General features: G+C 41.3%; 15 protein-coding genes. 12 read left to right on the forward strand and 3 right to left on the reverse strand.

The window, feature by feature from the left end; translation table 11 throughout:
- Positions 1 to 50 precede the first annotated feature (50 nt).
- The gene (locus ACNQGS_RS19325; RefSeq protein ID WP_491488773.1) at positions 51 to 284 is read left to right on the forward strand and encodes a hypothetical protein; all 234 of its coding nucleotides are present in this window, start codon (positions 51 to 53) and stop codon (positions 282 to 284) included.
- Positions 285 to 376: 92 nt separating this feature from the next.
- Here ACNQGS_RS19325 and ACNQGS_RS19330 read toward each other — a convergent pair whose 3' ends face one another.
- On the reverse strand, positions 377 to 1036 hold the full coding sequence (locus ACNQGS_RS19330) for a DsbA family oxidoreductase (RefSeq protein WP_491488785.1): 660 nt from the start codon (positions 1034 to 1036) through the stop codon (positions 377 to 379).
- A gap of 232 nt (positions 1037 to 1268) precedes the next feature.
- Between ACNQGS_RS19330 and ACNQGS_RS19335 the strand changes: the two genes are divergently transcribed.
- The 3 genes from ACNQGS_RS19335 (at position 1269) to ACNQGS_RS19345 (ending at position 2966) form a co-directional block, all read left to right on the forward strand.
- A complete protein-coding gene (locus ACNQGS_RS19335) occupies positions 1269 to 1391 on the forward strand; it encodes a hypothetical protein (protein ID WP_261363816.1) in 123 nt (40 codons plus the stop codon).
- Positions 1392 to 1502: 111 nt separating this feature from the next.
- Complete coding sequence (locus ACNQGS_RS19340) at positions 1503 to 1763, forward strand: CGCGG family putative rSAM-modified RiPP protein (RefSeq protein WP_491488774.1); 261 nt, start codon at positions 1503 to 1505, stop codon at positions 1761 to 1763.
- A gap of 108 nt (positions 1764 to 1871) precedes the next feature.
- Positions 1872 to 2966: a PrsW family glutamic-type intramembrane protease gene (locus ACNQGS_RS19345; protein ID WP_491488775.1), complete on the forward strand. Its 1095-nt coding sequence runs from the start codon at positions 1872 to 1874 to the stop codon at positions 2964 to 2966.
- 132 nt (positions 2967 to 3098) lie between these two features.
- On the opposite strand, the gene speD is transcribed toward ACNQGS_RS19345, so the two are convergent.
- The gene (gene speD, locus ACNQGS_RS19350; RefSeq protein ID WP_491488776.1) at positions 3099 to 4373 is read right to left on the reverse strand and encodes an adenosylmethionine decarboxylase; all 1275 of its coding nucleotides are present in this window, start codon (positions 4371 to 4373) and stop codon (positions 3099 to 3101) included.
- A gap of 259 nt (positions 4374 to 4632) precedes the next feature.
- Between speD and ACNQGS_RS19355 the strand changes: the two genes are divergently transcribed.
- The 3 genes from ACNQGS_RS19355 to ACNQGS_RS19365 all read left to right on the forward strand — a co-directional run bounded on the left by ACNQGS_RS19355 (position 4633) and on the right by ACNQGS_RS19365 (position 5940).
- A complete protein-coding gene (locus tag ACNQGS_RS19355) occupies positions 4633 to 4938 on the forward strand; it encodes a BC1872 family protein (protein ID WP_491488777.1) in 306 nt (101 codons plus the stop codon).
- 222 nt (positions 4939 to 5160) lie between these two features.
- Positions 5161 to 5520 carry a DUF3147 family protein gene (locus ACNQGS_RS19360; protein WP_464490641.1) on the forward strand — a complete coding sequence of 120 codons (360 nt, stop codon included), beginning with the start codon at positions 5161 to 5163 and terminating at the stop codon, positions 5518 to 5520.
- A gap of 15 nt (positions 5521 to 5535) precedes the next feature.
- Positions 5536 to 5940 carry a DUF3147 family protein gene (locus ACNQGS_RS19365; RefSeq protein WP_491488778.1) on the forward strand — a complete coding sequence of 135 codons (405 nt, stop codon included), beginning with the start codon at positions 5536 to 5538 and terminating at the stop codon, positions 5938 to 5940.
- A gap of 56 nt (positions 5941 to 5996) precedes the next feature.
- Here ACNQGS_RS19365 and ACNQGS_RS19370 read toward each other — a convergent pair whose 3' ends face one another.
- Positions 5997 to 6890: an aldo/keto reductase gene (locus ACNQGS_RS19370; RefSeq protein ID WP_491488779.1), complete on the reverse strand. Its 894-nt coding sequence runs from the start codon at positions 6888 to 6890 to the stop codon at positions 5997 to 5999.
- Positions 6891 to 7059: 169 nt separating this feature from the next.
- On the opposite strand from ACNQGS_RS19370, the gene ACNQGS_RS19375 reads away from it, so the two are divergent.
- The 5 genes from ACNQGS_RS19375 (at position 7060) to ACNQGS_RS19395 (ending at position 10705) form a co-directional block, all read left to right on the forward strand.
- Positions 7060 to 7197: a hypothetical protein gene (locus ACNQGS_RS19375; protein WP_213145469.1), complete on the forward strand. Its 138-nt coding sequence runs from the start codon at positions 7060 to 7062 to the stop codon at positions 7195 to 7197.
- 559 nt (positions 7198 to 7756) lie between these two features.
- Positions 7757 to 8335: a DUF2087 domain-containing protein gene (locus tag ACNQGS_RS19380; protein ID WP_491488780.1), complete on the forward strand. Its 579-nt coding sequence runs from the start codon at positions 7757 to 7759 to the stop codon at positions 8333 to 8335.
- Between the two features lie 63 nt (positions 8336 to 8398).
- Positions 8399 to 9634, forward strand: a complete 1236-nt coding sequence (locus tag ACNQGS_RS19385; RefSeq protein WP_491488781.1) for an MFS transporter — start codon at positions 8399 to 8401, stop codon at positions 9632 to 9634.
- A gap of 117 nt (positions 9635 to 9751) precedes the next feature.
- Positions 9752 to 9874 carry a YjcZ family sporulation protein gene (locus ACNQGS_RS19390; RefSeq protein WP_213119029.1) on the forward strand — a complete coding sequence of 41 codons (123 nt, stop codon included), beginning with the start codon at positions 9752 to 9754 and terminating at the stop codon, positions 9872 to 9874.
- 114 nt (positions 9875 to 9988) lie between these two features.
- Positions 9989 to 10705 carry a ZIP family metal transporter gene (locus tag ACNQGS_RS19395; protein ID WP_491488786.1) on the forward strand — a complete coding sequence of 239 codons (717 nt, stop codon included), beginning with the start codon at positions 9989 to 9991 and terminating at the stop codon, positions 10703 to 10705.
- The last annotated feature ends 201 nt before the right edge of the window (positions 10706 to 10906 follow it).

Raw genomic sequence — 10906 nt, forward strand, 5'->3', positions numbered from 1 at the left:
ATAATAACACCTTCCTAACATATCCTAAGTTTGTTTAGGAGGTGATTAGATTGGCAAATCAAAGGAATAATCAACAAAATGACAATAGCATTTCCCAAAGTATTAAAAATACGGCAGGGTCCGCATTTGAAACAGTGCATAATGCTTTAGAAGCAACCGAGAATGCAGCTATGAAAACAGTAGACGCCGCAAGTAACGCCATCAGCAATTTAACAGAAAACAAGTCCGCTCAAAAAGATGGATTCCGTTATGATTACAATGATGCTTCGGATTTTAATGATTAAATGAAGATGGAATCTTCCATTACATTTGTTGAATGTTGGAAAAAACTAAGGTCCGAAACCAAAATGGCTTCGGACCTTAATTTTTCATGGATCTATTTTTTAGGAATTTCGCACCCGTTCTCGTCACAGCTTAAACCGTCGTTCTGGTCACCCAAATTCGTTATGGCTGATTCCTCAGCTTTAATCTGATTCAAAGCTTGGATAAATGTTTCAGTAGGCTGGGCCCCAGTAAGCGAGTATTTTTTGTTTAAAATGAAAAATGGGATGCTTCGGATGCCGTATTGTGCAGCGAGACCTTCGTCTTCGCGGACTTCCCCGCTCATGTCAGTGCTGGATAGCATTTCTTTAACAGATTCGCCGTTTAAGCCAACTTCCTCCGCCAGCTTAACGAGTGTAGTATGATCCCCGATATGTTTTCCCTCTGTAAAATAAGCACGCAGGATGCGGTCGGTCATTTCATGCATGAGGCCCTGTTTGTTGGCGAACATCACTAACCTGTGAGCATCAAAAGTGTTGGTTAGAATTTGTGTGTCAAAGTTAAACTCTAATCCAACTTCAGCAGCCATTTTTTCTAGGTTACGGCTGTTGGCTTTGGCTTGCTCCAAGCTCATGCCATATTTTTTCGATAAAGCTTCGTAAATATTATAGTTTACATCCCGCTTCGATGTTGGATCGAGTTCAAAGCAGCGGTATACAACCTCGACAGGGAAATTTACCTTCTGAATAGCGTCTTCCAGACGCTTTTTGCCAATATAGCAAAATGGTCAAGCGAAGTCAGTCCACATTTCAATTAACATGATATACCTCCAATTTTTCATATTGTACTAAAACTATAACAGTTTGCAAATAGGGAATCAAAAATACCGCTTATGAGTGCGAAACCTAAATGGCATAGCCTTCATGAAAGAACGCAAAATAAGAAGGAAGTGCCGGACAGGCATTCTTTTTAGTATGACTATGTGAATTGAAAAGGATGATGAAAAAATGTCTAAAAAGAAGAACAAGCAAAAACAGTATAATCCTGCAATGCCGAAAACGGATGTGGAATTTGCCCAAACTGGACTTGAAAAGGTAGCGTTACAAGCTTTAGAAAAAACAAAAAAATAACTAAAAAAGGGCACTGCAAAAAGTGCCCTTTTTTAGTTGAAAATGATTCGTGATGAAAATCACCACTTGCCGGCGTAGTTCATTTTAAAATAAAAGGAAGAGGTGATTGTAATGGAAAAGAATTGGTCAATCTCATTAGAGCATGAGGAATATGAAAACGATAAGGAATTGGTTATTGCAGATGCGATTGATGCTGTAAAACAGACAGTGAAAGGATTTTATGTTAATGTCGTCACGCCTGCCGGCTTTGGGAATCCTGATGAGTATTTAACAGAGGAATTGTTTTCTAGGTTCGGTGCGGAAATTGATGTGAAGTTTATCGATCAGTGTGGCTGCGGCGGTTACGTGTTACGGGTTTGGAAAAGAGTTTAGATAAATAATCTTCATTTATAAAAAAATAATTTTGTATGCAGTTAACGGGCATAGTAAAAACAAGTTAAATATCCAATTTCAGTCATTTTATCAAGAGGGGGATGCTAATTGAATTGCCCGGACTGCGTATATTCGAATCCGGAGGGGGTCAGGTACTGCCTCAACTGCGGAAAAAACTTTAAACTGGGTGGAAATACGGACCCGGATCCAGACAGTTTATTTTACGAGTTTGCCTCTTACGTGGATGCGATGCCGAAGCAGCTGCGTTCGGTAGAACCTAAATTTCAAAACATTTTTTCAAGGGTGTTTCGAAAGCATAGCACGCTGGAGGCGGATAGGCTATTCATTGTCGGTACAGCAATCACAACACCGAAGATTGAAGAAGTAAAGGAAACATGGCCAAAGCCTTGGCTTTTTGCAAGAGTATTTTTGATTGCCCTGCTTGCATTTTTAGGCATGCACATAGGAGTCACCGTGTTCCATAATTTTAACTTTTTACCGGGTCTCATCATTATTGGTGCTTTTGCGGTCCCTATTACAACGCTGATGTTCTTCTGGGAAATGAATGCACCGCAAAATATTGCTTTTTATAGGGTCATTTATGTGGTCTTGATTGGCGGCATCCTCTCGATGCTGGTTGCACTAGTTTTTTTTAATCTTGTAAAAAACAACATCAACCCCATCACAATTGGTATTGTGGAGGAAGTGGCCAAAGTGATGACTGTTATCTGGTTTGTTCGAAACCACAAATACAGGTACATGCTAAATGGGCTTTTGGTGGGGGCAGCAGTGGGAGCAGGCTTTGCCGCGTTTGAAACAGCAGGCTATGCGTTAAGAAGCCTGTTAACAGGAGGGAGTTTCGAACACCTTTATACGACGATCCTCTGGCGCAGTGTTTTAGCTCCCGGCGGGCATGTGGCCTGGGCTGCATTGACAGGTGGGGCTTTCTGCAAAGCACAAGGTGATCAAAAATTCAATTTTTCACTATTGGTTAAGCCGTACTTTTTATTTGTTTTCCTTCTGGTCGTAGCGATGCACGCTTTATGGGATACACCGATTAAAGGCATGTCCCCATTCGGACATATCTTTCTTATGGTTTCTTCATGGGTTGTCGTTTTCTTAATGATTCGCAGAGGCCTTAAAGAAATCGCCAATAAAAAATGGCGGATTGCGTATGAACCAACTCAGCCGACACAGCCATAAAGATGTTTGAGGAATACTGACGAGTGCCAATCGGTAATGACCTATTCCGTTCAAAGAATGATCGTTCGTTTGCAGCCAAAAATAAGAAATGCGATTGCAGATGATGTCAATCGCATTTTTTTATTCCCAGCACTAAATATTCCCCATTTCTTGCTGATAAAGTTCATGCAACTTAAGGTTATTTTTGCTGTTAATAATCAATCCGGTATTGGGGGGCTGGAACTTAGGGGGCAAGTGAAACAACGGTTCCGTGTTTGTTTCAATGGCTTCATGTGGAACCGAGATTTGCGGCCATTTTTTCAAGAAATTGCCGCGGCTCGCCAGGTGAAACCCCCACATTCCAAAGGATGGCACCAATGAATAAAATGCTTCCGTTTTAAAGCCCGAAGCCTGCAGTGTTTTAGCAATACTCCAATAGACCCGGGGGTTGTCCTTTGGGGAAGTTGACTGGCAGACGACGACTCCATCAGTGTTTAAGTGCCGGCCAACTTGGTCAAACAGTTCCTTCGTATACAATAAGCTGGTATCTGGGTCAACCGGGTCCGGAAAATCCATAATGATGACATCATATCTTTTCATTCCTCCCATTAAATATTTCTTCGCATCCATAATATGGACCTGTAGGCGGTTATCCTTTAACGAACCCTCATTCACATCAACAAATGCCGGTTCATTTGCCGCCAGCTTAATAATCATCGGGTCAATTTCAACAAGGTCGATGTGAACAACATCATGATATTTGATGACCTCCCTAACAGCAAGGCCATCCCCACCGCCTAAAATTAGCACCCGTTTCCTTGATTTTGCGAGTTCCATTGCTGGTAGGACCAATGCTTCGTGGTAATGTCTTTCATCCAGCGAAGAAAACTGGAATTCTTCATTCAGATACAATCTCAGGTCCTTTGCCATGACAAGCAAAATGTCATTGAGCTCACTCGCCCCTTGATAGAGGATGTGGTGCCCGCCATTCTTGATTTCCTTAAGAATTTTCATGTCCCATGTATTTCCCGGGCGCCTGCTGGCTGAGAGCATCGGATGTAGCTTTTTTGAATATAGAGGAGAAATCTGCCTTTCCATCCCTCTTTCAATTTCAATAGCGGTGGCCCGCCCGGCACCGATTTTTCCAAGAAATTTTTTTAAAACAGGCCAGGCATCCTGAGGGGAGCAGGTATATAAATCAAAGGCAGCATACCCATATTCGGGCCAGGTATGAATGGAAAAATGGGAGGTCGAAATCGCAATGATTCCCGTTACTCCCTGAGGTGAAAAGGAATGGAAGCAAGCCAGCAGAATATCCAATTCCAGCTCACGGAGAGTATCAAGCATCAAGGTTTTTAATTCATCAGCGTTATTTAAGAGCTCCGCCCGACAATCGTAGGCATCCACGATGAGGTGCTGACCTTTCATCTCCATACTTCCATCCCTTTCTCCATTCAGATTTATTTTTGAGTTCATATAGTTGTTTTTAAAAACTTTTCATAAATAAAGTATGTCAGTGTAACTCGGGTAGTGATAAATACGTATATTCGCTTGCAGTATATTAAGGCCTTTAGGACAGTTAATAAATTGTCAAAATCAATTTAGTATGTGTGAAAATTGATACAGGCTTCTGAATATGAAAATGGTAAAATAGGAAAGTCTATTGAGGATAGGGAGTAATGTGGCTATGAACAAAACTGAAATAATTGCGCGCAGAATATTAGGCTGGAAGTTAAATAGATGGGATCGCTGGTATGATTTTGAAAAGGGAATTTTCATACCTGTTGACGAGTTTCAACCCGACCAAAACCTGGAGCACGCGATGCTAATCGTTGAAAAATTGAAAGAGTTGGGGTTTACATATAAAACAGACGGTGCCTGCCAAGCTTGTTTTAATGATGCATGCGAAACGGGCAATACGTTAGCGGCGGCCATAACAGAAGCAGCCTTTGCAATCGCTGATAATAGTTCGGTTCCGGATGAATGGCTATAACATATTTAATTATATTATGTAAACTAAACCCCGTATTTTGAGCGACCGAATTTTTCAAGCATTCGGTCGTTTGGCTTTTGGTACCTATTTAGAACTTGATAGCGCTTCAAAAATGTTAATGAAATGTTCACATGAGCTGAGGATAAAAAGGAGTAAAATAAACATATCGAGTTATTATGTGAAAACATTCACAAATATATGTATTATGGACAGGTGATAAGAATGGGTGGACTTTCCGTTAGTGCGTTACTCATAAGATTTATTTTAGGGGGAGTGGCAGTTGTCGCTTCAACGATTGTGGCGAGGAAATTGGGCGAAAAGGCAGGCGGAATATTCGCTGCTTTTCCAGCCGTATTTTTAGCGGCATTACTGACAGCGGGGCTGGATTTGAAAGGCGAGGCTCTTGTTTCCCAATCCATTATGCTCTCAAAAGGAGCCATGGTTGGGATGGGAATTAATATACTCGTGGCCATTATGGCTGTACTTCTATTAAAGAAACACGGATGGAAAAAAGGACTCATCGAGGCGTTAGGCTGCTGGCTGGCAGTTTCTATTATAGTGGTTGCCATCACGGTCAATTAGGAAAGGGTGTTAACAATGACAAAAGATTTACTTTTACGTTTTCTACTTGGCGGGGCCGCCGTTATGGCCAGCTATTTAATAATTGTGGTTTCACCATGGGAAATCCTAGGGGGAATATTCGCCGCATTTCCGGCTGTGATGATTACGGCCGTTTTAATGGTAGGGGTTACTTCCGGAACGAAGAACGCAGCGAAAATTGCAGGCGGTTCTGTTTATGGCATGATTGGCGGCATTATTTGTGCAGCGACCGTCTGGCTGTTCTTAAAACTGACCCATAATTGGCCGCTAAGCATGCTGCTCGGTCTGCTTTTTTGGCTGATCAGCTCTGTGATGGTGTCAACACTAAGGGAGAAATTAAATATAAAACCATTTAGTAGAAAGATGGTTTTGGCAGAGGCACGGTTCAGACATCATAAATAATAGAAAAAATGCCAGTCGGCATCCGAAAAAGGAAAGCTGCCTGGCATTTTACGTTTTTAAATAATATCAAGAGGAACTTTTCTGGCGGGAGCGGGGAAAACCTCGTCAAGTCTAGCTAATTCCTCTGTTGTTAGTTTAATGCAAGCAGCCGCCGCATTTTGCATGACGTGTTCCGGTTGGACTGCTTTTGGAATGGCAATCACCTGATTGGAACGGATACACCAGGCTAGCACAATCTGCAAGGGCTGCACATTGTGACTGCGGGCAATATCCAGAATGGTAGAATCACGCAGCAGCTGTCTTCTTAAGGAACCTCCCTGGGCGATTGGGCTATAGGCCATTATGGGCATTTGATGCTGCTTTTGCCACGGCAGCAAATCAAATTCAATCCCTCGTGACCCTAGGTGGTATAGTACCTGATTGGTGATACAATTTGTCCCGTTTGCGGAGGCAACTAAATCATCCATATCTTCTGTGTCAAAGTTGGAAACACCCCAGCGCAGAATTTTTCCTTCTATTTTAAGTTTCTCCATCCCTTCGATGGTTTCCTCAAGTGGAATCTGGCCCCGCCAATGTAAAAGGTACAAATCCAAATGATCTGTTTGAAGCCGTTTTAAACTGTTTTCACAGGCTTCGGTGATTTTATTTTTTCCAGAGTTATGGGGATAGACCTTGGAGACCAGAAACACTCTATCTCTGAGTCCTTTTATCGCTTCACCAACAACTTGCTCTGCACCGCCATTTCCGTACATTTCCGCTGTATCAATTAACGTCATTCCGAGTTCAATCCCAAGCTGAAGGGCTTTCACTTCCTGCTCTTTTGCACGGCTATTTTCGCCCATATTCCAAGTTCCCTGACCTAAAACCGGTACAGACGAACGATCAGGGAGGGATATCACACGCTTAGTGAGGGTTTCCCTAATTTCAGCTATTTTCCTAGATTCAACCATTCAAGCTACCTCCTTTATGACCCCCTATTCTTTAGAAAATAATACCATAATCTCAAGTGAAAACTCCTGTTAGGAATAGACAAATTTTACAAAAAAATATGCACATTTTTTAACAATAGTCATATATTAGCTTCTGTGTGAGAAATTACGTAGGAAGGAAGTAAGGACGATGAATAACAATCAAGTATTAACACCAATCAAGAACGAGGGCAAAGATCTAGGAAATGGCGGATTTAAGATTGTTGAAATCAATGTGACTGACCCGTCTGAAAATTTATTTGCTGTGTGTACACCTGTTAAAAAATAATAAAAAAGACTATCCAGAAAAACTATCTTTTTTGTAAAAATACATAGAAAGATAGTTTTTTTTAGCTAATAGGAAGTTATAAATTTTCACAAATTTATAACTTCCTAACGCATAAATTCAACTACGCCTCATGAACCGTCCTATCGGACTCGCCAATCTGCGAGTTTTCATTTAATTCTGCTATTTTAGTGTTTTTCATATATGTAAGCGCATACATTGGTATTGAGCAATGGAGGTGATACCTTTGATGTATATTTATGGTAATGACTATATCAAGTATTTAAACGACGACAGTGCAGGACATTTAACCTACGATCAATGGAAAATCAAAAAGAGTCAACAGGGCACCGATAAATGCGCTTCATGCGGAACTGTGAAGGAACACTGGCAGCCTTGTCCGAAATGCAGACATTAATCATAAAGTTTAAAAAACCCACACCCCAGTCGTGGGTTTTTTTATTGATTTTATTCTTGAAAAAAATTCCACTAGACTATTGCAATCGAAACCAAATTCGAATAATATCTAATTAGATAATCATTAAAGTAGGTGAATTTAAACATGCAATTAAACAAAATCGTGGAATTTCATAAAGCCCTTGGTGACCTTACCAGGATCAAGATTGTAGCATTGCTTCAACAGGGGCCGTTGCACGGGCAGGCGATTGCCGGTAAGCTGGGGCTTAAACCGCCAACGATAACCCACCATATGGCCAAACTTAGAGAGGTGGGGCTGATAAAAGAGCGGCGTGATAAAAACACCATTTATTTTTCTCTTAACACAAAAATATTAGAGCTGAGTGCTAAGGCTATTTTGAATGTTGGAACGGGAGGCGGAGCAGAAATGGAAATGTCGGTGACAGCGGAGGATAGGGAAGCAATCATTAAAAACTTCTTCACCAAAGAAGGAAAACTGAAAACCTACCCTGCGCAGCGAAAGAAAAAGCTTGTTGTGCTTGAGCATATGATCAAAGGGCTGGAACTGGGTAAAGTTTATCAAGAAAAGGAAATTAACGAATATTTAAAGCAGTATCATGAGGATTACGCTACGTTACGTCGCGAACTTATTATGTGCCAATTTATGTACCGTGAAAATAATCAATATGAGTTAAATCCGGTTGAACTGTGGTGGCTGAAGTAAATTTTTTTGCAAAACTAATTAGATAGGTGTGAAATTAGATAAGGGTGAAAGGAGAAGAAGAGGATGGCTCTTTCCTTTATAAAAAAGGAAAAACAATACCGGAGATTATTTCTCGCCGGTGTCGTAAATGGAATCGGCGACCGCTTCAGTTCCGTTGCTGTATTAGCGCTTGCAATCGAGTTAACAGGGGCAGGCTTTGCAGTCGGCAAGACGCTAGCGATTCGGCTATTGCCCTTTGTTATTTTCGCCCCAATCGGGGGAAGGCTGGCAGACCGTTTTTCAAGAAAAACCATTTTAGTGGCAACTGACCTCATCCGCATCGTGTTTGCCTTGTCGTTTCTATGGGTTCATGGGAAAGAGGATCTTTGGATTGTTTATGTTGGTACCTTCATGTTAGCGGTTGGCGAGGCTGTTTATGCACCAGCGAGAAAATCGGCGATACCGCATCTTGTTAACAAAGAGCATTTGATAAAAATAAATAGTCTGGAACAAGTATTGGTTGGGATTGTACTAATTGTTGGCGCTTTTTCAGGGGGGATTGTATCCTACTTATTTGGAGCGGGGTTAACATTTTTAATTAATGCTGCCTCCTTTTTAGGTGCAGCAATTATTATTTCTTTGATCACATTTCCTGAAAAAAACTCCTCTCAGGATGAAAAGCCGCAGCAAAAGGAAAAGCTGATTCCAACCTTAAAAAAGGTAATCATATTGTCCGTCCCGGTCCAAATTCTTCTTTTCTGTGAAGTGGTCATTGCGTCCATGAACGGCATTGATAATGTCCTGATTACCGTGTATGCCATACAGGAGTACCATTTGGGTGATGTAGGTGTAGGGCTGTTTTATGGGGCGTTGGGGATTGGTTTAACGTTAAGCTTTTCTGTCGCCAACCGTCTACGAAAAAATATCCTTGGGATTGGGTTGGCCAGTCTCATGCTCGAGGGGGCTTTCCTAGTAGTATTGAGCCAAACCCACTACATAGCTGCAGCGTTTCTCGTGTTTTGCGGGGCCGCGTTTATGTCCGGTATTGGGAATGCCTGTTTTGATACGGTTCTGATGAAGGAAATTCCTGAGAAACACCAGGGAACTATGTTTGGGTTATTGGCATCCATTGGCAATCCATTATTGGGTGTTTCGATGCTTTTATCTGGGGCCGTTTTAGAATACCTGACACCGCGAACCTTGGGGTTAATTGGCGGCAGCGCCTATATGTTAATCGCTATTTTCCTGATGGTCTTCCTGTCCGTGAAACGTGTGCGGGAAAGGGAAACTATGATCAGTCCGCCATTTTTGAAGAAATAAGCAATTGTAAACCAAGCAGGACATACATCCATTTTTAAAAGGCTATTATATTCGCATTTACGTTTATCATCACGGCTGCATAAGAATAATTAAACCAATTAGAGAAGTGACTTAATTATGTGCGGCTGGTGCGGTTGCGGTGGTTATGGCTACGGTTTCGGTTATGGCGGCTTTAGCCCATTTGTTTTAATTGTTGTATTGTTCATTCTTTTAATTATTGTCGGTGCTAGCTTTTATTAAGAGGGAAAAAATGAGGTGTTCTTTGAGGGCACCTCATTTTTTATTGGTAATCTTTTTTCAAGACGGTGAATACATAATGGGGAATAAACAAAAAAGGGGAGGATTATCTTGACCGTGACTGTGTTCCTCGTTGTTTTAATCTCATCTCTTGCCTATATTCTTGGCGGATTTCTCGTTTTAATTCGGAAAAATTGGCCGGAAAGAACTTTATTGTCGTTGGTTGCTCTTAGCGCGGGCCTGTTATTATCGATTGCTCTTTTACATTTAATTCCTCATGCGCTAGAAGACTATCATGACAGCAGTTTGTTCGTGATGCTTGGGTTCCTGATTATGTATTTTATTTTTCTGCCAGGAACTTTTCGTGGGAAAAATGGGGTAGAAAACAGTGGGAAGTCTGGGGCAACGGGATTAACAATTGGAATGCTGCTCCATAATTTTTTTGAGGGATTATCGATTGGAATTAGCTATGCCTCTTCTTTTGAATTAGGTGTTTTTGTTACGATTGCACTGGTGATCCATAAAATACCGGAAGGGCTTTCCTATACTTCGGTTATGCTCGCCTTTTTAAATGGCCGCAAAAAAACAGCCATCTATCTTGTCATTCAGGGGCTTTTTACTTGGCTCGGAGCAGGAATTGCGGTTTTGCTATCGGAAATGAAGGACTTTCAAGAAACGATTGTCGCGATGGGCTTATCCGTAACAGCAGGGATTTTTCTGTATCTTAGCGGGGCTGTTGTTTTGCCTTTAATAAATCGAGGGACATTTAAAAGTACACCCCTGTTTTTTATAGGTGGGATCTTGCTGTTTTTCATATTACATAGCGTTGCTTAGCACCGGCACCGGATGGCGGATCTCAAATTCAACAGTCTATAAAGTCATATAGAGCTGCTGAGGCAGCTCTTTTTCTGTTTAGGTAAGGAGTCCCAACTAGTCGTAATAGAAAAAACATGTAAGATTTTCTGACAAAGGAATATGTAACAACCTTTAAATTTGATACATTTGATCCATATTTTATAAATAGGAATTGGGGGA

The organism is Neobacillus sp. PVCKKU3 (assembly GCF_058323225.1).

Coding starts and splice junctions, on each gene's coding strand:
- ACNQGS_RS19355 (WP_491488777.1), top strand. CDS start 4,633: ATGAACAAAACTGAAATAATTGCGCGCAGAATATTAGGCTGGAAGTTA.
- ACNQGS_RS19360 (WP_464490641.1), top strand. CDS start 5,161: ATGGGTGGACTTTCCGTTAGTGCGTTACTCATAAGATTTATTTTAGGG.
- ACNQGS_RS19340 (WP_491488774.1), top strand. CDS start 1,503: ATGGAAAAGAATTGGTCAATCTCATTAGAGCATGAGGAATATGAAAAC.
- ACNQGS_RS19380 (WP_491488780.1), top strand. CDS start 7,757: ATGCAATTAAACAAAATCGTGGAATTTCATAAAGCCCTTGGTGACCTT.
- ACNQGS_RS19365 (WP_491488778.1), top strand. CDS start 5,536: ATGACAAAAGATTTACTTTTACGTTTTCTACTTGGCGGGGCCGCCGTT.
- ACNQGS_RS19385 (WP_491488781.1), top strand. CDS start 8,399: ATGGCTCTTTCCTTTATAAAAAAGGAAAAACAATACCGGAGATTATTT.
- ACNQGS_RS19375 (WP_213145469.1), top strand. CDS start 7,060: ATGAATAACAATCAAGTATTAACACCAATCAAGAACGAGGGCAAAGAT.
- ACNQGS_RS19390 (WP_213119029.1), top strand. CDS start 9,752: ATGTGCGGCTGGTGCGGTTGCGGTGGTTATGGCTACGGTTTCGGTTAT.
- speD (WP_491488776.1), bottom strand. CDS start 4,373: ATGAAAGGTCAGCACCTCATCGTGGATGCCTACGATTGTCGGGCGGAG.
- ACNQGS_RS19370 (WP_491488779.1), bottom strand. CDS start 6,890: ATGGTTGAATCTAGGAAAATAGCTGAAATTAGGGAAACCCTCACTAAG.
- ACNQGS_RS19335 (WP_261363816.1), top strand. CDS start 1,269: ATGTCTAAAAAGAAGAACAAGCAAAAACAGTATAATCCTGCAATGCCG.